20 protein-coding genes and 1 other annotated feature are annotated in these 19637 nt (G+C 49.2%); of the genes, 11 read left to right on the top strand and 9 right to left on the bottom strand.

The window, feature by feature from the left end; translation table 11 throughout:
• Nucleotides 1-2: 2 nt before the first annotated feature.
• A complete protein-coding gene (locus ITJ88_RS08100; protein WP_195865288.1) occupies nt 3-995 on the bottom strand; it encodes a siderophore ABC transporter substrate-binding protein in 993 nt (330 codons plus the stop codon).
• Nucleotides 996-1382: 387 nt separating this feature from the next.
• On the opposite strand from ITJ88_RS08100, the gene ITJ88_RS08095 reads away from it, so the two are divergent.
• Complete coding sequence (locus tag ITJ88_RS08095) at nt 1383-2339, top strand: sensor domain-containing diguanylate cyclase (RefSeq protein WP_195865287.1); 957 nt, start codon at nt 1383-1385, stop codon at nt 2337-2339.
• 55 nt (nt 2340-2394) lie between these two features.
• Here ITJ88_RS08095 and ITJ88_RS08090 read toward each other — a convergent pair whose 3' ends face one another.
• A complete protein-coding gene (locus ITJ88_RS08090; protein ID WP_195865286.1) occupies nt 2395-2952 on the bottom strand; it encodes a hypothetical protein in 558 nt (185 codons plus the stop codon).
• 255 nt (nt 2953-3207) lie between these two features.
• On the opposite strand from ITJ88_RS08090, the gene nikA reads away from it, so the two are divergent.
• The 5 genes from nikA to ITJ88_RS08065 are packed head-to-tail and all read left to right on the top strand — an operon-like array spanning nt 3208 to nt 8211.
• The gene (nikA, locus tag ITJ88_RS08085) at nt 3208-4818 is read left to right on the top strand and encodes a nickel ABC transporter substrate-binding protein (protein WP_195865285.1); all 1611 of its coding nucleotides are present in this window, start codon (nt 3208-3210) and stop codon (nt 4816-4818) included.
• Nucleotides 4819-4830: 12 nt separating this feature from the next.
• Nucleotides 4831-5772 (top strand): nickel ABC transporter permease, encoded by a 942-nt coding sequence (nikB, locus tag ITJ88_RS08080; protein ID WP_195865284.1) that lies wholly within the window; start codon nt 4831-4833, stop codon nt 5770-5772.
• 20 nt (nt 5773-5792) lie between these two features.
• Nucleotides 5793-6614, top strand: coding sequence for a nickel ABC transporter permease subunit NikC (gene nikC / locus ITJ88_RS08075; RefSeq protein ID WP_195865539.1), 822 nt, complete (start codon nt 5793-5795; stop codon nt 6612-6614).
• Nucleotides 6611-7417, top strand: coding sequence for an ABC transporter ATP-binding protein (locus tag ITJ88_RS08070; RefSeq protein ID WP_195865283.1), 807 nt, complete (start codon nt 6611-6613; stop codon nt 7415-7417). The genes nikC and ITJ88_RS08070 overlap by 4 nt, the downstream gene beginning before the upstream one ends.
• On the top strand, nt 7414-8211 hold the full coding sequence (locus ITJ88_RS08065; RefSeq protein WP_195865282.1) for an ATP-binding cassette domain-containing protein: 798 nt from the start codon (nt 7414-7416) through the stop codon (nt 8209-8211). Before ITJ88_RS08070 ends, ITJ88_RS08065 begins: the two co-directional genes overlap by 4 nt.
• 46 nt (nt 8212-8257) lie before the next feature.
• Here the strand turns inward: ITJ88_RS08065 and ITJ88_RS08060 are convergent, their stop codons facing one another.
• The 4 genes from ITJ88_RS08060 to ITJ88_RS08045 all read right to left on the bottom strand — a co-directional run bounded on the left by ITJ88_RS08060 (nt 8258) and on the right by ITJ88_RS08045 (nt 10751).
• Nucleotides 8258-9028, bottom strand: a complete 771-nt coding sequence (locus ITJ88_RS08060; RefSeq protein WP_195865281.1) for an ABC transporter permease — start codon at nt 9026-9028, stop codon at nt 8258-8260.
• The gene (locus ITJ88_RS08055; RefSeq protein ID WP_195865280.1) at nt 9025-9909 is read right to left on the bottom strand and encodes an ABC transporter ATP-binding protein; all 885 of its coding nucleotides are present in this window, start codon (nt 9907-9909) and stop codon (nt 9025-9027) included. Before ITJ88_RS08055 ends, ITJ88_RS08060 begins: the two co-directional genes overlap by 4 nt.
• Complete coding sequence (locus ITJ88_RS08050; protein ID WP_056060843.1) at nt 9906-10133, bottom strand: PLDc N-terminal domain-containing protein; 228 nt, start codon at nt 10131-10133, stop codon at nt 9906-9908. The genes ITJ88_RS08055 and ITJ88_RS08050 overlap by 4 nt, the downstream gene beginning before the upstream one ends.
• A 99-nt stretch (nt 10134-10232) precedes the next feature.
• Complete coding sequence (locus tag ITJ88_RS08045; protein ID WP_195865279.1) at nt 10233-10751, bottom strand: transcriptional regulator; 519 nt, start codon at nt 10749-10751, stop codon at nt 10233-10235.
• Nucleotides 10752-10899: 148 nt separating this feature from the next.
• Here ITJ88_RS08045 and ITJ88_RS08040 point away from each other — a divergent pair, with 148 nt between their 5' ends.
• The gene (locus ITJ88_RS08040; protein WP_195865278.1) at nt 10900-11169 is read left to right on the top strand and encodes a hypothetical protein; all 270 of its coding nucleotides are present in this window, start codon (nt 10900-10902) and stop codon (nt 11167-11169) included.
• A gap of 67 nt (nt 11170-11236) precedes the next feature.
• Here the strand turns inward: ITJ88_RS08040 and solA are convergent, their stop codons facing one another.
• Both solA and ITJ88_RS08030 read right to left on the bottom strand, forming a co-directional pair.
• Entirely contained in the window at nt 11237-12370 is a 1134-nt protein-coding gene (solA, locus tag ITJ88_RS08035; protein WP_195865277.1) for an N-methyl-L-tryptophan oxidase, read from the bottom strand.
• Between the two features lie 70 nt (nt 12371-12440).
• Entirely contained in the window at nt 12441-14138 is a 1698-nt protein-coding gene (locus ITJ88_RS08030) for a methyl-accepting chemotaxis protein (protein ID WP_195865276.1), read from the bottom strand.
• Nucleotides 14139-14596: 458 nt separating this feature from the next.
• Here ITJ88_RS08030 and ITJ88_RS08025 point away from each other — a divergent pair, with 458 nt between their 5' ends.
• From ITJ88_RS08025 to ITJ88_RS08015, 3 genes are all read left to right on the top strand, one after another.
• On the top strand, nt 14597-14821 hold the full coding sequence (locus tag ITJ88_RS08025; protein ID WP_058265324.1) for a DUF2188 domain-containing protein: 225 nt from the start codon (nt 14597-14599) through the stop codon (nt 14819-14821).
• Nucleotides 14822-14957: 136 nt separating this feature from the next.
• Nucleotides 14958-15167, top strand: coding sequence for a helix-turn-helix transcriptional regulator (locus ITJ88_RS08020; RefSeq protein ID WP_195865275.1), 210 nt, complete (start codon nt 14958-14960; stop codon nt 15165-15167).
• Nucleotides 15160-15543 carry a hypothetical protein gene (locus tag ITJ88_RS08015; RefSeq protein ID WP_195865274.1) on the top strand — a complete coding sequence of 128 codons (384 nt, stop codon included), beginning with the start codon at nt 15160-15162 and terminating at the stop codon, nt 15541-15543. The genes ITJ88_RS08020 and ITJ88_RS08015 overlap by 8 nt, the downstream gene beginning before the upstream one ends.
• Nucleotides 15544-15612: 69 nt before the next feature.
• Here ITJ88_RS08015 and ITJ88_RS08010 read toward each other — a convergent pair whose 3' ends face one another.
• Nucleotides 15613-16161, bottom strand: coding sequence for a GNAT family N-acetyltransferase (locus tag ITJ88_RS08010; RefSeq protein ID WP_195865273.1), 549 nt, complete (start codon nt 16159-16161; stop codon nt 15613-15615).
• A gap of 84 nt (nt 16162-16245) precedes the next feature.
• Nucleotides 16246-16491, top strand: a binding site (T-box leader).
• A 56-nt stretch (nt 16492-16547) separates the two neighbouring features.
• On the opposite strand from ITJ88_RS08010, the gene ileS reads away from it, so the two are divergent.
• Nucleotides 16548-19628, top strand: a complete 3081-nt coding sequence (gene ileS / locus ITJ88_RS08005; protein ID WP_195865272.1) for an isoleucine--tRNA ligase — start codon at nt 16548-16550, stop codon at nt 19626-19628.
• The last annotated feature ends 9 nt before the right edge of the window (nt 19629-19637 follow it).

Here is a 19637-nt window from a genome sequence, read left to right as displayed (position 1 = left end):
CATTACTTCTCGAACGCTTTCGCGATGTCAGTGAAGAATTCCGAGTACGTCTGGATCGATTCATTCAAATACGTGTCTTTCGGTGCGTAGACGATGTTGTCGTCTTTGATTGCTTTTGTTTTCTGCAGGGCAGGTGCACGGTCGATGACGTCTTGCGCCGGTACGGCACCTTCTGCGTTTCCAAGTGGTGCGTCACGATCAAGGACAAGTAACCAGTCCGGGTTACTTTGAGCGATTGCTTCGACCGAGACTTCATCCCCTTGGTCGTTGCCCGATTTTTGTTTGACTTCGAGGGCTGGTTTCCAGTCGAACAAATCATACATTGGTCCGAAGACACGTCCACTCATCGGAGCCGAGAAACCGATATCGCCACCTGAGACGATGACCGACATGATGCTGTCCTGTCCGTTATATGATTTTTTGACGTCTTTGATCGATTGCTCAAGCGTCGTCACGAGCTGATCCGCTTCTTGTTTTTTATCAAAGATTTGTCCGAGTGTCTCTGTCGTATCTTCAAGTCCTTTGACGAGTAGCTCACCTGGTGTACCGGAGTCTTCCGGTAAAGTGATGTCAAGGTCGATGACAGCGGCGTTCGGAACGAGTTTTTTGATGTCTTCATAATGATCAGCGAAGCGCTGCCCGACGATGACAACGTCCGGATTAACACCAGCGATTGCTTCGAGATTCGGTTCGAAGTGCATGCCGACATCGACGATATCCTTATCTTTTGCATACGGTGACTCAGCCGGGAGCAGTCCGACTGGTGCTGCTGCGAGTTCGACGTCCCATGCGGCAAGCGTCTCGAATGTCCGGTTGTCGAGTGCGACGACCTTCTTCGGATCAACCGGGACGTTGACCGTTCCGTGTGCATCCTTGATTTTGACCGTCTTCGGTGCTTCCGCGTCTTTCTTTGTGTCTGCTTCTCCTGCGTTCCCGCATGCGGCCAGTAAGACAGCAAGCGAACTCACGACGAGTGGTGTTTTCCATTTCCCCATGATGATTCAGCTCCTCTTGTTTAAATTGATAACGCATGAATCACGGATTAAGTAGCAGATGGATTATGTAGTTCTATCCGAGTCATCTGTTCTCAATAAGTGATAATGATTATCATTGTCATGTTCACCGAGAATGATAGCAGACGATTTTAGAAGACGCAATGCTCATTTCCAGTCAAATGGCTGTCCGAATTTTTACCTTCTATAAACTATACGAAAATAAAAAAATGATAATCTTTCTCAATTAGGACTAGAAATAGGACCATCGAATGTTTTTTACAAAAACAGGTTTGAATAATAGTCAAAAGAGAAAGTGGTAATAAATGTAACATTTTCGTTTTTCAAATCAGAGACGCTGCAGAAGATGACTTCGAAATGAGGTGCTGTATGAATCAACCATTTGAAGACTTGAAGATGTATCAAAATTTTGATGAATTGGCGGATGATGTCCTCGATTTCGCAAAAGAGATTCTACCGGACCAGATGCTATATTTATCAGCAATCGAAGCAGGACAACAACGGATGTTGAAGATTGCGAACGACAAAGCAGATATCCCGATGGTGGAAGGCATGCAGATTGAATTGAACCAATCGTTATGCAAGCTGATTGATTTTGAGACGAGACAGCCGGTCGTGCTCGAAGATATTCCGAACGCGGAACAACTCGGCGACTGGCGAAAGGGTTTGGAGGACGCTCACGTCCGGTCCTACTTGGGTATTCCAATCGTCTTGACGAGCGGGGAGACGTTTGGCACATTATGTGCGATCAACAATCGGGTCAGCTTGTATGAACAGAAGAATGTTCAGCTGTTGCAACGAATCGTTCGACTCTTCTTGTACTATTTGGAGCTTGAGCGTCATGCTTGGAAGGACGCGTTGACAGGACTGCATAATCGGCGGTACTTAACGAAGCAGTTCGAGGAGCATCCCGGGCAGACAGGAGCCGTCTTCTTCCTTGATCTCGATGGCTTTAAGCAGGTCAACGACGTCTATGGACACGAGACGGGGGACATCGTCCTGCAAGAAGTCGCACAACGCTTGCGACAGTTCGTCCGCGAACAAGATGATGCGATGGCCGTACGGCTAGGCGGTGATGAATTCATCCTCCATTTCGGTCATTCGGATTCAAGGGCAGGGTGGGAACGACTCGCAGAGCGGATCGTCACTGTGTTAAGTGAGTGGGAAACGGACTACCGCGTGTCGACGAGTATCGGGATCGTGATGTATGACACTGCGTTCCGTCCAGAGTTGCAGGCCTTATTACAACAGGCGGATGTTGCGCTATATGCCGCTAAGTCGTCTGGGAAGAATACGTATCAGTTCTATGAGATGGCGAAGAAATGAACGAATATCAAAAGACCTGACGCTTCTGAATCTTCTCAGAAACGATCAGGTCTTTTTAGTTGCCATGAAGACGATAAACGATCCGAATGATATCTTTTTTCGGAAGCTCGGGGTACTTGAGACATAACTGTTCGACGCATGTCACGGGATCGACATCTTCTAACAAGCGGATGGCGTCTTTAACGATGGGCTCATATTGTGCATTGTCTTCGGAAGACGGAGTAGTCGAATCGCTCGATTGATGAATCAGGTAAAACAATACCGTATGTACAGATACCAGCACGACTTTCGTCGCAAGCGAGATTGTAACGGACTCCACGTAGAGGTCCATCCAGAGTAAGACGCTCAAACTGACGGAACCGTTTACGACAGCAAACAGTATGTTCGAGAGACGACGCTTAAACAGTCCGCCGAGCGCACGCATCATCCCGTCGAAGACGACGCTGACGACCAGACTAGCGAGATAGAAACATAAAAGAAACACCAGACAACCAACGAACGAGTCGTAGGACATATCGCCAACGTATAAAATCAGTCCATCGATCATTAGCAATGGGAGAACTAAGAGAATACTGAGAAATACAAGTGAGACGGAGGAAACTAGTCGTGACATACCATCATCCTTTCCGTGCGAATCATTTCGTCAGACAAGAAACGCAACATACAAACTAGGATACCGGTTAACGCAGTTGATTACAATTATTGACAAACAAGAGGCATACACGGAACGTTGCTCAGTTAAGCGTGGAAATCCTGTCAAAAAGCGCCTTTACGTCCAGTTAAAAGCTGGATTATCCATTGACAATCCTTCCCTTTCCCTCTTACAATTGAAAATGATTATCAATACAAGTTGGGAGTTCTGTCTACCATGAACGTTAACCGTAAAAAATTACTGATTTCTACCGTCTCGATCCTGTCTTTGACATCATTATTGATCGGCTGCTCGAACCCGGGCGAGTCGACAGGAGAGCGAAAAGATAAAGATACATTGACGCTCGCGTGGCCACGCGACGTCGGAACGATGAACCCGCACGTCTACAATCCATCACAACTGTTCGCACAGTCGATGATCTATGAGCCACTCGTCCACTACGGAGAAGGTGGAAAGCTCGAGCCATACTTAGCCTCGTCTTGGAAGATTTCTGAAGACGGAAAAACGTATACGTTTACGCTCCGTGACGGTGTCAAGTTTTCGGACGGTTCGACGTTTGACGCAGCGATCGTCAAAAAGAACTTTGACGCGATCCTCAAACAAAAAGCCTTACATAGCTGGCTTGGCTTCATCACGAAAATCGAGAAGACAGAAGCTGTCGATGCGAAGACGTTCCGCCTGACATTATCCGAAGCCTATTACCCGACGATTCAGGAACTCGCGGTCGTCCGCCCGGTCCGTTTCCTCGGAGAAGCGGGATTCCCGGAAAACGGCGATACGTCGAAGGGTGTCAAAAAGGAAGTCGGGACAGGTCCATGGATGCTCGACGAATACAAACCGGATCAGTATGCGACGTTTAAGGTCAATAAAAACTACTGGGGTCCGAAACCGAACATCGATCACATCAAGGTCGACATCATCCCGGATGCGGAGACACGTGTCTTAGCACTCGAAAAAGGACAAGTTGATCTGATTTACGGTGAAGGGGCGATCAGCATCGATGCCTTCAATCAGTTAAAGACGGATAAATCCTACAAGACAGAGATGTCCGAACCAGTCGCGACGCGTCTCCTCGTCTTGAATACGAAAAATAAGCGTCTGTCTGACGAACGCGTCCGCCAGGCGCTCCAGCACGGGTTCGATAAAGCTGCTCTCGTCGAAGGGATCACGTCGGGAATAGAAGCACCAGCTGACTACCTGTTGCCACCGAACATGCCGTACACGTCGAACCTGAAAGTGAAGCAACGGGATTATGACGTCAAGGAAGCGAATCGTCTCCTTGATGAAGCAGGTTGGAAACTGCCGAAAGGTGAAAAGGTTCGCGTCAAGGACGGGCAACCGCTGCAAATCGGGATGATGTATGATGCGGCCGAGCAGGTCCAAAAGGCGATGGCCGAAACACTCCAGTCGGAATGGTCGAAAATCGGCGTCGAGCTGAAGACGGAAGCCGTCGAACTGCCAGATCAAGTCCAGCGCTTCAAAGACAACCGATTTGACATCAACTTCTACAGCAACTTCGGTGCACCGTATGATCCGCATACGTTCGTGAACCTGATTGATACGGATGGCTTCGGCTTCAAAGAAGCGATTTCGGCATATCCGAATAAAGAACAACTCTTACAAGAGATCAAAGATGTCTTAAAAACGACAGACGAGACGAAGCGTCAGAAGATGTACGCCGACATTCTGCCATCACTCCAAGATCAAGGGGCATTGATTCCGATTTCGTACTTGAAGAAGATGGCAATCTATCAGTCGGACGTGACGAACTTCCAGTTCCCGGCGAACCGGGATGAGAGTCCATTTGCCCGGATCGGCATTAAGTAAAGGAGGGATGACATGGGGGTCTTCCTCGTCAAACGCATATTATCCGTCATCCCGATTTTGTTACTGGCGGTCTTGATTCTGACAGGGTTGATTCATTTGTCACCGGTTGATCCGGCACAGGCCTATCTGTCCGCTGCTCATATCCAACCGACGGATGAACTACTCGCTGCCAAACGAGCAGAATTCGGACTCGATCAACCGTTCTACCAACAATACTTCGATGCCGTCATCCGCTTGGCGCAGCTCGATTTCGGCACATCGTATCTTTCCGGAAAACCGGTCCTTGAAGATGTCTTGCTCCGCTTACCACCGACGGTCGAGCTGGCATTAACGAGTCTACTGCTCGCACTCGTCGTCAGTATTCCGCTCGGATTCCTTGCTGGGATCAAGAAGAATGGATTCTTTGATCATCTCAGTCGGGCAATCGCCTTCATCGGGGCTTCAATCCCGTCGTTTTGGCTTGGGTATCTGTTTATCTTCTTCTTTGCCGTAAAGCTGGATTGGTTTCCGGTCGGGGGGACGGGAAGTGTGATGCACTTGATCTTACCGGCATTGACGCTCGCCTTTCCGTTGATTGCCTTGTATACACGATTGCTCCGTGGCAGTGTGATTGAAGCATTGAACGAACCGTATGTCTTGTTTGCCCGGACACGTGGATTAAAGGAAGGACGGATTCTTGGGAAACACGTTCTTCGGATGGCGATTCCGCCGATGATCACGGGTCTTGGAATGAACCTCGGAAAGTTGCTGACGGGAACGATCATCGTCGAGACCGTCTTCTCGTGGCCAGGATTCGGTCGCTACTTCATTGAAGCAATCTTTGACCGGGATATGCCGGTCATCCAAGGCTACGTCTTTCTCGCTGCCCTCGTTTTCATCGGTAGTAGTTTGCTCGTCGACATCATTCAAGCCGTGCTCGATCCACGCCTAGCGAAAAAAGGAGGTACGGTATGAATACTCCACTTCCAGCAACGATGATCCGGTCGCGGTATACGCCGTTTCTTTATCTTTGTGCATTCGTCTTAATCGGTATGGCAGGCATTGCGTTGTTCGCGCCATGGATCGCGCCGCATGATCCGAACCTCGTCGACTTGACGCAAAAGCTCCATGGTCCGTCGTCAGCCTATCCGCTCGGAACCGACCAGCTCGGACGCTGTCTCTTATCGCGCTTGATTTACGGCGCGCGGATTTCACTCGGTTGTGCCGTGTTGATCTTCATCGCCTCACTTGCGATTGGACTGTTCGTCGGAACACTTGCCGGTTACCGTGGTGGTTGGGTCGACCAGCTCTTGATGCGCCTGTGTGACGGTGTAATGGCATTTCCGAGTCTGATTCTCGTCCTCGGTCTCGTCGGTCTCTTCGGTCCAGGTCTCAAGCAGGTCATCATCGCCTTGATGCTCGTCCAGTGGGTCTACTACGCGCGGATGTTCCGCGGAATGGTCATGACGCTGAAGACGGAAGCGTTCATCGCCGCTGCTCGCGTCAATGGTTCGTCTTCGTGGAAGATCATTCGGACGCACATCCTGCCGAACATCTTACCGCCGCTGCTCGTCATCGGAACGCTTGAGATGGGCTGGGCGATCATGGATATCTCGGCGATGTCGTTCCTCGGGCTTGGTGTTCAGTCACCAACTGCCGAGTGGGGAGCGATGATTCACGAAGGAAAATCGTACATCCGGACGAATCCGGAATTGATGATTTATCCGGGACTTGCGATCATGCTTGTCATCATCAGCTTTAACCTAGTAGGAGAACAGTTAGCAGAACGATTCGGTGTGTCAAAAACGATGAAATGAGAGGAGGTGCCCGTATCGAACCGATCTTAGCTGTCGACGGTCTGACCGTCCATACGAAACAACCAGTAACATTGATCGAAGGTGTGACGTTCTCGATTCAAGCTGGACAGATTCTTGGTCTTGTCGGAGAGAGTGGCTGTGGGAAAACAGTGACGAGTCTCGCTTTAATGCGTCTACTTAATCCACAGACAACAGACGTCACTGGCGATATTCGACTGAACGGAACATCAATTCAATCCTTATCAGAACGCGCTGTGCGAACGATTCGGGGCGGTGAGATTGCGTTCATCATGCAAAATCCGATGAGTGCCTTCACACCGGTCTATTCGATCGGGCACCAGATGATCGAGACGATTCAGACCCATACACGTTGTTCAAAACGTGAAGCGAAACAACAAGCGATGACGGCACTCGAAGAAGTCAATCTGACGGATGCCGCCCGGTTGCTCAAAGCTTATCCGTTCGAGCTGAGTGGAGGGATGTTGCAACGGATCATGATCGCCTTAGCTGTTGCCCTGCGCCCAAGCGTCTTGATTGCCGATGAACCGACGACGGCACTCGATGTCTTTAATCAAAAGACGGTTCTTGAATTACTCGAACGGATGCGGGCGACTTACGGAACGGCAATCTTGCTCATCTCACATGATCTCGGTGTGATCGCTGAACTTGCAGACGATGTCCTCGTCATGCAGCAAGGACGGATCGTTGAGCAAGCAGATGTTTTTGAATTGTTTGATCGACCGCAACATCCGTATACACAGTCCCTTCTTGCACAGCATCTAGGAAGGGAGGCGTTCGGATGAGTTTACTACAGATCGATCAAGTCTCACACGTCTATAAACGCCGGTTTCGACCAGCACAGACCGTCTTACATGATGTGTCGTTGACGCTTGAAGCGGGACGTTGTCTCGGACTACTTGGGTCGAGTGGTGCCGGGAAAAGTACGCTCGGACGACTGTTGCTTGGGCTCGAACGCCCGTCAAGCGGTACGATCTGGTTCAACGGTATCGACCGGCATGCGACAAAACGACCGTTTCAAGGAGATGTTCAGGTCGTCTTCCAGGACTCGTTTGCTGCTGTCAATCCAAAGCTGACGGCGGCCGATATTATCGCCGAACCGCTTGATAACTTCATTCGTTTAAAGGGTGAAGCACGGCAACAGCGTCTCGTCACGCTTATTGAACAAGTCGGACTTAAGGCATCGGATTTGACGAAATATCCGGCGCAGTTCAGTGGCGGGCAACTGCAGCGGATCGCGATTGCGCGAGCGATTGCTGCTGAACCACGTCTGATCGTGTTAGACGAAGCAGTCAGTAGCCTCGACATGGTCAACAAACGATTGATTCTCGCACTGTTAGCTGACTTGAAGCGGCTGCACGGTCTAACATATGTCTTCATCACCCATGACATTAAAGCTGCCGAACAACTCTGTGACAGCTTTGCGATTTTGGAGCAGGGACGTCTCGTCGGGCATTACCCAAGTTTAGCAGCGTTCGATGCTGCGACGGATCCTGCCGTCGAACGGATGCGCCAAGCAAAACTTGCCGTGCATCCAAGGCAACGAACGATTCGAAAGACACAAGCAAACAAAGGATAACGGACGGCTGAACGGCTCCGTTATCCTTTTTTGTTGTAAAAGAGGATCAATAAGCCGTTTTTCGGAACCGAAGAGCTGACCAGCCGAGTATGAGAAGAATCCAAACGAGACAAGAAGCGACACCAATCAGATGGGACGAAGAAAAAAACGACGTGTGCGATGGGAGCGACAGTAGCGCCCCAGGCGTGAAAAATAATACGTCTGGCATTAGCGAAGGTAGTGCAACAAGTAGTAAGGAAACGACGAGCGACAGGATACCAATCGGAACAGCACGTCGCAAGAAGGTGCTGATCAGTAGTGTCAGACTGACGACGAATAACGTCCAAAGACTAAAATCGAGGATGATACGTAGTGCAAGCATCGGTGAGAGAAATCCGAACCAATAGACGGTCAAACAGTAGGACGTGAGGGCCCCAATCAGCATCCCGAATAAACTAATCATCCCGTGACTGAACCATTTCGACAGGAGATAGACAGTCCGAGAGACAGGGCGCGTCAGAATGAAATCCTGCATACCGGTTTGTCGGTCTGAAGCGAGCAGTCCCATGAAGCTCATGATCAGGACGATCAAGCCAAGCTGATTGAATTGCCCATGGATTGTTGCGCTGAAGACGTCAAGCGGTTGCGGAGCAGGACGATCCGGATCAACGATGATTCCTTCTGCATTTCCGACGTGTGCGAGCAAGACATCCATATACATCAACAGCAATGGTTGGGTCACACCGAGGGCAATGAAGAACAGCGGTAACCAAACGATCTTCCATTCTTTCCATGCTTCCAACCACTCGGTCCATGTCAGTGTATAGAAGGTCCTCATACGTCTGCCACCATGTCGAGGAACCGTTCCTCAAGTCCGATCGGTTGATAGGCAATCGAAGCAATCGACCATCCCTGTTGAATCAGAGTGATCGCTAACTGTGAGAGATCAAGCGGCTGCTGTGCGGAGAACTGATAGCAGCACGGGTTGATTCGATCAATCTCGACTCGTGGAAATCGTGTCGCAGAAAACGAAGGGGCAGCTGTAAGCGTCTCGACTTGAATCCGATATTGATCCACGTTGCGTTGATTATCGAGCGGCCCCAGCAATTTTCCGTGCTTAATGACGAGGAAGCGATCGCAACACGTCTTTGCGTCTTCTAACAGGTGCGTTGAGACGATGATCGTCATCCGTTTCTTTAAGCGGAGGATCAATTGATTGATATCATGTCGACCACTCGGATCTAGGGCGGAAGCTGGTTCGTCAAGAATCAAAAATGTCGGTTCATGTAAGATGGCTTGGGCGATTCCGAGACGTTGGCGCATGCCGCCGGACAGGCGTTCGACGACTTCTGTTTGTTGGTCGTGGAGTCCAACTTCATGTAGAACGGCTGGAATCCGCTTATTTAACGTTGCGCGATCAAGCCCCGACAAGCGTCCGAAAAAACGTAGTGATTGTTCGCACGTCATCCAAGACTTGAAATCTGTTTGTTGTGATAAGTAGCCGATCGATTGCTGCTCTTGACGGATGGAGCGCGAAGACATCGTGATCGAACCACGGTCACTCTCGATCATGCCGCTCAGACATTTCAGGAGTGTCGTTTTTCCGGCACCATTCGGACCAATCAGTCCAAGACATTCATGTTCGTGAATCGTAAAGGAAATATCGTCTAGGATAAGACGTCGTTGAAGTGAAAGCTGGAGATGAGAAATCTGAATCATGCTGTCATCCTCCTTCCGAGGACGAAGTAGAGAATCGAGCCAATCGGCTGGACGAGGAGAATGATCAATAACCAAGTAGTCGGTGTCGCGATCCGGTCCTTCCGTCTGAACCAATCGATACAGGCGCAGCTAAGTAGAATCAGGTTGATGGAGATGTAAATCAATAATAGGGGCAGGAATCGTTCCCAGTCGATGTGTGATAAGGCAGAGAAATCTGTGTTCATAAAAACCCTCCTTTTCTATTACCATTATCAATAATGAAAATAGAAAAGTCAATAAAAGATCTACTGATAAAAAAACACCCTCCTGAATTCGGAGAGTGTCTACGGCAAGATGACGAGTGAGACGGTCCGTTCAGTTGCCTGGTCTTCTGTCTCCAGGTGATGATATTTTTCGAGCAGTGTCCGCATGTCCTGTTGAAAATCATTGAAGGTTTCATCCGTCAGTTGCAATTTCGCGATCGAGAACGTCGAGTGGTCCTGACCTTGCGTTAGAACGGTCTGTTCGAAGTACGTCTGGTACTGCTGCAAGACATACATGAAGTAGAACGAGACGAAATTCACTTTTTCATCGTACGTCGCACTGTTCCAGTCCGCTTCGCTGATCTGGTAACCGCTTGTGTTCAAGGCATAGATCTTCTCTTCGACTTTTCCAACACGCTGGACGGCGACGACCTTCAACAACTGATCGTCCATCATCGCATTGACTTGCCGGTACAAAGTAGACTGCGGTACATCCGTTAAACGTTGATTCAGTTGCATGATTGATAAGCCGTCTTCGCGATCAATCAATTCGAGTGCAATCTTAAACCGGACATGATTTTTGAATAAGTTAAAGTTCACGACGTATTCCACTCCTTCGTTCAATCGATTCTAAAACTATCTTATCATGCTTTTGGAAACATTCTTAAAAATGATAATGTAAAAAGAGGAAATTTGATATGTTCCTTGAATGATTTATATTAGAGTATGTTTAGAAAGGAGCCTTCATATGAAAAATACAAGTTATCGCTACGGTACATATGCCCTGATTACAAGTTTTTTCTTATTCTTCATCGTTCAGATGTTCCGAGCGTATATTGAATTATCTCCAGAATTTCTAGGAGAAAACCTTGGTGAGTATTACTTAACATATTTCCCGATGAGTGCGTTGATTCTTGGACTCGTCTTATTGATCCATGGCTGGTGGACTGAAGATGAGAAAAAACAGCGTGAAAAGCTATTTGCAAAAAATCAGCAGGAATCGAATGAATCGGTGTGACATCATACCGTTGATACAGAAGACCGACAACGATTTTTCGTTGCCGGTCTTTATTGTTTCATAAGCCTTATTTCGTAAAACGTTTAATCGCGAACGGTCCGATCGGTTCAGTCGTCGATCGTTGCATGATCAATTCACTGAGTACTTTTCCGACTAAGCTACTGAACTTGAATCCGTGACCCGAAAAGCCAGCGGCGATTGCGATGTGCGGATAGTCCGGATGCAAATCGATAATGAAATCCTCATCTGGCGTCATCGTATAGAGACACGCTTTGCCGTGAGCTAAAGTATCGATCGAGGGAATGAACGTATTCGTGAACTGTCGTAAATCAGCCAGATCACCCGTCTCTTGACCGAATGGACGGCGTGGTTGATTCGGATCAACGGGAATGCCACCGTCGTGGCGTCCGATTTTCAGGCCGGCTTGAGCAATGCTTGGAAAACCGTAATAATAACCGGCGGGTGTATCAAAGGCGAAGGCAGGGAACACCGCGTCGTTGAATATCTCTTCCGTTGCTTCGAACCAGGCGAACGTCTTGCGGACCGGTCGCAGCGGTAAGGCGAGTCCAGTCTGTTCGAGCAACGGACCAGACCAGGCACCGGCTGCGACGATTAATGCGTCAGCCGAATAGGTGTCTGATCCGACCGTTACGTCAACTCCAGTGGCGTGGGAGGTAAGCGTCGTCACTTTCGCATTCGTCCGGATGTCGACACCGTTCGCGACAGCAAGATCGCGGTATGCTTCAATACAATCCTCGCACTTCAACACACCGGACGTCGGTTCAAAACAACCGATATACTCGTCGGGCATCGTTAAACCGGACCAGCGGGTTCTGATTTCGTCAGCTGTCAGGACCTCAAGCGGTAAATCATACTGCGCTGCACTCCTGATGATCGTCTGCATCGAACGGGACGAGCGGTGACCAGCGTTTAAGACTCCGGTGTTCAGAAACAGACTCCGACCGCTGATCTGTTCCAACTCGTACCATAAGCGTTGCGCGGCTAAGGCGAGCGGCACATAAGCTTCACCTTCCCCGTAGGCATGGCGAATGATTCGGGTCTCGCCGTGGTGGCTCGCTTGATCATGCGGTGGATTGTGAGCGTCTAATAGTAAGATGTTTTGATCGGTTCGTGAGAGATAGTAGCCGGCTGCCATCCCCATGGATCCGGCACCGACGATGATGACATCATAATGGGCCATCTGGTTCGACTCCTTCATATGTAAGTTCACACCAGTATAGAGTGAGAACCAGAAAAGAACAAATGAAAGATTAAATCTCGAAGCGACGGGCTTCCTGTTCTAAATGTTCTGTTCGTGCGTTTAAATCACCGACGAGCGTATGCAGCGTCGTGATCGTCGCGATCATTTGTTCAGACGCAGCGGCAACTTCCTCGTTACTCGCCGTATGTTCTTCCGCGACAGCGGCAATTTCCGTCAAGGCATTGCGAATGAATCGTTCTGCCTGCAAGACGTCTTCCATCTGTTGCGTCATCTGCTGTGTTGCTGATGAGACATGCGTGACTTGATCCGTCAACCGTTCGAACGTCGTATCCGTATCGAGGACGATCTGTTCACCGGCTGCTGTTGCTTCGACCGTCGTCTTGAAACTATGTTGCATCTGCTGCGCACTGGCTTCGATCGACGTGACAATCGTTGCGATTTCGCTGACACTGCTAGCGACATGGCTAGAAAGATTCTTGACCTCAGTCGCAACGACAGCGAATCCTTTTCCTTGTTCACCAGCCCGTGCCGCTTCGATTGCGGCATTCAGGGCGAGTAGATTCGTTTGCTCAGAAATACCGCGGATGATGCCGACGAGCGTTTGGATATCTGATGATTGCTGTTTCAGTAGATCAATCTGTTCAGCAGATTGCGTGACGTGCTGATGAATGTGACGCATCTGTTCGACGGAAGCGGACATTTGCTCCCGTCCGACTCGTGTCAGTGTTGCCATCTGCTCCGTTGTTCCTTGAATTTCGACACCAGACTGATTCGTCGTCTCGATCAATGTTGCGAACCGATTCATCTCATCATTCAATGAGAGCGTGACTTGGGTCTGACTTTCCGTCCCAGTCGCGATTTCCGACATCGTATGAGCGATTTGTTCGGAACCGTCGAGTACTTCCGACGTACTTTGGTCAATTGATTGACTCGTCGTTGAGACGAGAGTAGCCGTCTGTTTGATGTCGACAATCATCGTCCGCAGCATCTCGTTCATATCACGAATCGAGATCGCAAGCGCATAGATTTCGTCTTTCGAAGCAATCGTCAAATCGGTCAACGTTTGTTTTGCCTGATCCAGTCGTCCGTCGGCAATCAAGGCAGCGACTTTCTGTAACGTCTCGAGCGGACGTAACTTTCGACCGAGTACGATGTAAAGCAAGATAAGGGTTATCGTCAACAGTAGGAGCATCAACCCGATGAAAATCGGAGCGTTTTGTTGCAATAGATCGGTCGTCAGGGCATCGACTTCCTTCGCCGCGATGTCGGTTCCAAGGATACCGATGATTTTCCCGGTCGAATCCTTCAGCGGAACGTAGACACTGATGTACTGGCCGTAAATTGGATCGTCAATCACGTCGGTCGTATGTGTTTTGCCCTTTAGGACGTCCTGCATATCGGCAACAGTTGCGCCACTTGCCGGGGCATTGATTTTTGCAGCCTTATCTTTTGGTAAACCATCGATTAATAATCGAACCTTATTTTGGTCGATCCGTGCTGTGTATGTATATAAGAGTCCATTTTGCTTACGTAACGTATCGAGTTCTGTTCGTAACGTTTCGTATTGTTCGGACGCGACAGGCGATTGTAGAAATTCGCTGTAAGCTGCCGTATCGAACGTTTTACTGATGCGCAGTGCGTCCTTTTCAGCGGTCGCTTTCAATGTTGAGACTGCCGTTTGTTTCGTATTGAAGTATAAAGCTAGACTACTAAAAACAAAAAAGGCAATCAAAATCAAACTAATCATTACTAAAAGGCGCGTTCGGATGGAATGGTTCTTGGTTGTGTTCTTCACGTTCAACTAGTCCTCTCAACTCATATTTTCTATCTGTAATTCATTTATCGGTCGGTAAAATACATATTAAACAGGACCTTTTGACGATATTTTATGAAGCTGCCCGCAGAAAGATTGATTTTCTTAAAAAAGGATTTATCAAGAATGATTCAGGGCACATAATAGTTAGAAAAAAATATAAGTTGAGGGAAGAGGGATTGGGATGGAAAGTGAAGTCGACCATCGAATCAAGGCAAGACATGTATATGAGAATGAATTACGAAGACACGCGGTCAGCACGAAAAAAGCAACCTTCCGATTGATGACATGTCTACGTTGCCAATCGAAGATACTGTTGAAACAGGGACATCAAGATAGTCATCAATGTGACGTGAACGTATCTAGCTGACACGTATGAGAGGAGGAGTTGGATGAAACGAGAGCAACATGTCACGCCACATCCTAAAGGTGGCTATCAAGTGAAAGCTGCTGGTGCGACTCGAGCAACCAAACGATTTGCTACACAGAAAGAAGCGATCGCTGAAGGGCGTCGCATTGCGAAAAAACAGAAGACAGAACTCGTGATTCATAACAAAGAAGGGCAGATTCGCGAAAAAGATTCTTACGGACATGATCCATTTCCACCACGAGGTTGAGCTATCATATACGACACGTTCTGATCATCAGAACGTGTTTTTTAATGATCCTCATGTCAAATGGTTTTGACATGAGGATGGAAGTTCATTACAGTAAAGATGTAAAAAGAATTTGACACGTCGTGGAGGAATGAACATGAGAAACCACATCAAAGAGCGACGTCTAGAGGCAAAATTATCGCAACAAGAACTGGCTGACCGTTGTCAGGTCAGTCGGCAGACGATCAATGCGATTGAAAACAACAAGTATGATCCGACTTTACAATTAGCGTTTCATATCGCCAAAGTCTTGCAGACACAAGTCGATCATCTGTTCATTTCAGAACAGGAGGAATGGGATGTCTAAGAAAAAAACGGGTTTATTTTTAGTAACGCTCGTGATAGTGGCGAGTCTTACCATCATTAGTATGATCATCGAAAACAACGTAACGTTCTTCTCCATCGTTCAATTGGCGATTTTGTTGATCATGTTCTTCTCGTATTTTACGTGGGCACGATCAGGAGAAGACGAGCGTCCTGTGCCAGAAGATGAACTCGGCAAAAAGATTACGACGGAAAGCGGTCTCGTTAGCTACAAAATTCTGATTGTCCTGATCTTTGGATTCATCTGTCTCGATTACTTTTTACATGGATCAACGAATCTGTTATTGATCGTCTTGTTCGCGATCGGACTGACACTGTTGCCGATCATAGAATTTTTAAAAGCAAGATCTTATCGATAAAACGGTATAAAAGTCGTTTAGACGGATTTACCCATCTAAACGACTTTTGATATTTCACAGATTATCTTTTTAAGACGACCAATCACTCCGCAAAATCGAGTACATATACAAATCATCGAACTGACTACGCGAGTTTTCATATTGACGAAGCAACCCTTCACGCTGAAAACCAAGCCGTTCGAGCAATCGTTGCGAAGCGGTGTTTGCTGGTAAGACAAGTGCTTCGATACGATTTAAAGAGAGCTCCTCAAACCCATATGCGATGACCGCAAGCGCGGCTTCTTTCGCGATGCCCTGTCCCTGATGAGCTGGACTCAACTCAAACCCGAGTTCTGCCCGCTGATGGCGTGCCGACTGATTCAAGAATCCGCAACTGCCGATGATGACATCGTCTTCCTGTAACGTGATCCCGAACCGGATGCCCGTGCCTTCGCGACGAATCGAGGCGTACCAGTCAATCTCTTCAAGCGCGTCTGCTTCTGATTGGAACGGAGCGAGTCCCATCTGTTTGACGACGTGTTCGTCTGATAAATAAGCGAGGACACTCGTAGCATCTTCGGGTAACACTTCGCGTAAGACAAGGCGGTTCGTTTTAAGCGTTGGGAAAGTATGTAACATTCAAAAAACTCCTTTGCAAGAAAATGTAAAAAGTTGTTGTGCAGTGTTTAAGGCATATGGTAAGATTCTCCACAACAAGAGCATATCATTTCGTTGACGAGAAAGAGTAATGATTGTCCCTCTGCCTTACAGAAAACCGGGATTGCTGAGAACCGGGAGCCAGATCAATCATGAAGATCCTCTCTGAGAAGTCACGCTGAACCATTCAGTAAGCGTGACCGGGTGTCCACCGTTACATGGAATGCGCATGATAGTGTGCAACTAAGTGCTGTCGAGAATAAGTATTCTCGACGGAATATGGGTGGTATCGCGGTGAAGTCCGTCCCTGTCAAAGGGGGCGGACTTTTTTGTATTCCCTTAGTTACCGACAAAGGAGCGAACAAGAGATGACATCACTAAACCAAGCAGAAACCGTACAACAACGCGAAGCGCGTGTCCGAAACAGGTGGAAACAAGACCAAGTCTTCGCACGATCGATTGAGCAACGCACGGAAGCGGAATTCGTATTCTACGAAGGACCGCCGACCGCGAACGGCTTACCCCACGTCGGTCATGCACTTGGACGAACCGTCAAGGATACCGTCGCCCGCTATAAGACGATGCAAGGATTCCGGGTCGAACGAAAAGCCGGCTGGGATACACATGGACTACCGGTCGAACTCGGGGTCGAGAAACAACTCGGCATCTCCGGCAAACAAGCGATCGAAGACTATGGTGTCGAAGCATTCATCGCACGCTGTAAGGAAAGCGTCTTCTCTTATGAAACACAGTGGCGTGCCTTCACGGAAAAACTCGGCTACTGGGTCGACATGGATGATCCTTACGTGACGATGGATGACGAGTATATCGAGAGCGTCTGGCATATCCTTGGGACGATCCATGACAAAGGCTGGTTGACGAAAGGACATCGTGTATCACCGTATTGTCCGAGCTGTCAGACGTCACTCAGTTCCCATGAAGTCGCGCAAGGCTATCAGGACGTGACGGACTTATCGGCGACGGTCAAACTCCCGATCGTCGGCATGGAACAGACATTTCTACTAGCGTGGACGACGACACCGTGGACGTTACCGGCAAACGTCGCGGTGGCGGTTCATCCGGAATTGACGTATGTCACGGTAGCGTTCGAAGGAGAGCGATTCATTGTCGCTAAAGCGTTAGTCGCTGAACTGTTCTCAGAATCCGTCGAGGTCGTATCCGAACAGCTCGGTGCGGAACTCGTCGGTTTGCGTTATGAACCACCGTTTGATTTCGTGACGCCAGAGAATGGTCATACGGTCGTCGGGGCGTCCTTCGTCCAAGCAACGAGCGGAACCGGACTTGTCCATCTTGCTCCAGCATACGGGGAAGAAGATTACCGGGTCGTCCGGGAAAACGGTCTGTCGTTCGTTAACGTCGTCGATGCTGCTGGGTGTTACACGGATGCCGTTCCACCACTCGTTGGTCGATTCGTCAAGGAGTCAGACGTCGCGATCATCCAGCTGCTCGCTGAACGGGGACGCTTGTTTGCGAAAAAACGCTATACGCACAGCTATCCGCATTGTTGGCGATGTGACTCACCACTGCTCTATTACGCACAAGACAACTGGTTCATCGAGACGACGGCCGTCAAGGAACAACTCCTTGCGAACAATGCTTCTGTGACGTGGTACCCCGATCACGTCAAGGAAGGGCGGTTCGGAAAGTTCCTCGAGCAACTCGTCGACTGGAACATCAGTCGTAATCGCTACTGGGGTACACCACTGAACGTCTGGGAGTGTGAAGCGTGTGACACGACGTTCGTTCCAAAAAACAAGGCTGACTTGTTGCACCGGACGACATCGACGGAATCCGTCGAGTTGCATAAACCATACGTCGATGCGTTATCGGTCTCGTGTCCGACGTGTCAGGGAGTGATGCACCGGACACCAGAAGTCATCGATGTCTGGTTTGATAGCGGAGCGATGCCGTTCGCGCAACAGCATTATCCGTCACGGACGCAGACGCTTAACCGCTATCCAGCCGATGTCGTCATCGAAGGCATCGATCAGACGCGGGGCTGGTTCTACAGCTTGCAAGCGATCTCGACACTCTTTACGGGACAGCCTGCCTATAAGCGCGTCCTCGCACTCGGGCACGTCCTCGATGAGAACGGGCAGAAAATGTCGAAGAGTCGTGGAAATGCCCTCGACCCGGTGGCGTTAATCGAAGCATATGGTGCTGATAGCCTACGCTGGGCGCTACTCGTCGACAGCAGTCCGTGGAGTGCGAAACGGTTTGCTGCGCGGATCGTCCAAGAAGCAAAATCAAAACTAGTCGATACACTGGATCATGCCGTCCAGTTCTATCTGACGTATGCCAAGCTGGACGGATTTGATGGCTCTCGTCCGCAAAAACGGACGCGTCTTGACGAATGGTTGCTCTCGCGTGTCCATCAGACGACGCAAGACGTGACGAATGCGATGGACGATTATCAATTGACTCAAGCAGCGCGGAGTCTTGCGCAACTCGTCGATGAGATCAGTAACTGGTACATCCGCCGTTCGCGGGAACGTTTCTGGCAAGCTGACTGGTCGCAAGAGAAACAAGCCGCGTACATGACGCTCCACTTCGCACTTTCGACGACGGCACGACTACTCGCACCGTTCACCCCATACCTTGCTGATGATGTCTATCAGCGATTAACAGGAATGAGCGTACATGTAGCGGATTATCCGGTTGCCGATCAATCGATGCTCCGACCTGATCTGGAATACGAAATGGCACAGGTTGTCTCTGTCGTCGAGTTAGGACGACAAGTACGTAATACGCATGCCTTAAAAGTCAAACAACCGCTTGCTAGCTTAGGCGTCCAATCGAGTGAAACCTTTTCGTGGTCGGACTATACGGCAATCATCCAAGAGGAACTGAATGTAAAAGACGTCCAAATCGTCCCGACGACGCAAGCAACGACACGGTTCCGTCTGAAACTGAACTTCCGCGCAGCCGGAGCGAAATTCGCACAGCAAGCGAACGCGATCCACCAATGGCTACAACAATTGTCTGCACAGGAGACTTCCGACTTGCTCGAGACCGGAAGATTGATCTACCGGACCACATCAGGCGATGAAGTCGAGGTGCGTCAAGCGGACGTCATCGTCGAACCAATCGTCCAGACGGGCTTTGCTGCTGCGACGAGTGGTGGACTCACCGTGACGCTCGATACGCGGATCACGGAAGCACTGGAGCAGGAACGTTGGATGCGGGAGCTCGTCCGCTATATCCAGTCGGAACGAAAGGCACAAGCGTTATCGCGGGACGCCCGAATCGATCTCGTCTTATCGGTCGATGCGACGTTCCAACCGATCGTCGAGACGTTTGAGCCTTTGTTATTCAAACACCTTGCCTTATCCTCCGTGCGAACTGAACCGCTACAGAAAGCAGGGGATGTTCAGCTAGGCGGACACGATGTCGGTGTCTCGTTCACACCAACGAAAGAATATTGTTAAGGAGAAGAA

It is taken from the genome of Exiguobacterium abrahamii, assembly GCF_015645365.1.
GTDB lineage: Bacteria > Bacillota > Bacilli > Exiguobacteriales > Exiguobacteriaceae > Exiguobacterium_A > Exiguobacterium_A abrahamii.
Note: the sequence above shows the minus strand (reverse complement) of the source record. Positions and strands in the feature narration are given on the sequence as shown.

What these genes read in the sequence shown, in the direction of transcription:
- ITJ88_RS08100 (WP_195865288.1), bottom strand. Translation starts at nt 995, where the DNA reads ATGGGGAAATGGAAAACACCACTCGTCGTGAGTTCGCTTGCTGTCTTA.
- ITJ88_RS08095 (WP_195865287.1), top strand. Translation starts at nt 1,383, where the DNA reads ATGAATCAACCATTTGAAGACTTGAAGATGTATCAAAATTTTGATGAA.
- ITJ88_RS08090 (WP_195865286.1), bottom strand. Translation starts at nt 2,952, where the DNA reads ATGTCACGACTAGTTTCCTCCGTCTCACTTGTATTTCTCAGTATTCTC.
- nikA (WP_195865285.1), top strand. Translation starts at nt 3,208, where the DNA reads ATGAACGTTAACCGTAAAAAATTACTGATTTCTACCGTCTCGATCCTG.
- nikB (WP_195865284.1), top strand. Translation starts at nt 4,831, where the DNA reads ATGGGGGTCTTCCTCGTCAAACGCATATTATCCGTCATCCCGATTTTG.
- nikC (WP_195865539.1), top strand. Translation starts at nt 5,793, where the DNA reads ATGATCCGGTCGCGGTATACGCCGTTTCTTTATCTTTGTGCATTCGTC.
- ITJ88_RS08070 (WP_195865283.1), top strand. Translation starts at nt 6,611, where the DNA reads ATGAGAGGAGGTGCCCGTATCGAACCGATCTTAGCTGTCGACGGTCTG.
- ITJ88_RS08065 (WP_195865282.1), top strand. Translation starts at nt 7,414, where the DNA reads ATGAGTTTACTACAGATCGATCAAGTCTCACACGTCTATAAACGCCGG.
- ITJ88_RS08060 (WP_195865281.1), bottom strand. Translation starts at nt 9,028, where the DNA reads ATGAGGACCTTCTATACACTGACATGGACCGAGTGGTTGGAAGCATGG.
- ITJ88_RS08055 (WP_195865280.1), bottom strand. Translation starts at nt 9,909, where the DNA reads ATGATTCAGATTTCTCATCTCCAGCTTTCACTTCAACGACGTCTTATC.
- ITJ88_RS08050 (WP_056060843.1), bottom strand. Translation starts at nt 10,133, where the DNA reads ATGAACACAGATTTCTCTGCCTTATCACACATCGACTGGGAACGATTC.
- ITJ88_RS08040 (WP_195865278.1), top strand. Translation starts at nt 10,900, where the DNA reads ATGAAAAATACAAGTTATCGCTACGGTACATATGCCCTGATTACAAGT.
- solA (WP_195865277.1), bottom strand. Translation starts at nt 12,370, where the DNA reads ATGGCCCATTATGATGTCATCATCGTCGGTGCCGGATCCATGGGGATG.
- ITJ88_RS08030 (WP_195865276.1), bottom strand. Translation starts at nt 14,138, where the DNA reads ATGATTAGTTTGATTTTGATTGCCTTTTTTGTTTTTAGTAGTCTAGCT.
- ITJ88_RS08025 (WP_058265324.1), top strand. Translation starts at nt 14,597, where the DNA reads ATGAAACGAGAGCAACATGTCACGCCACATCCTAAAGGTGGCTATCAA.
- ITJ88_RS08020 (WP_195865275.1), top strand. Translation starts at nt 14,958, where the DNA reads ATGAGAAACCACATCAAAGAGCGACGTCTAGAGGCAAAATTATCGCAA.
- ITJ88_RS08015 (WP_195865274.1), top strand. Translation starts at nt 15,160, where the DNA reads ATGTCTAAGAAAAAAACGGGTTTATTTTTAGTAACGCTCGTGATAGTG.
- ITJ88_RS08010 (WP_195865273.1), bottom strand. Translation starts at nt 16,161, where the DNA reads ATGTTACATACTTTCCCAACGCTTAAAACGAACCGCCTTGTCTTACGC.
- ileS (WP_195865272.1), top strand. Translation starts at nt 16,548, where the DNA reads ATGACATCACTAAACCAAGCAGAAACCGTACAACAACGCGAAGCGCGT.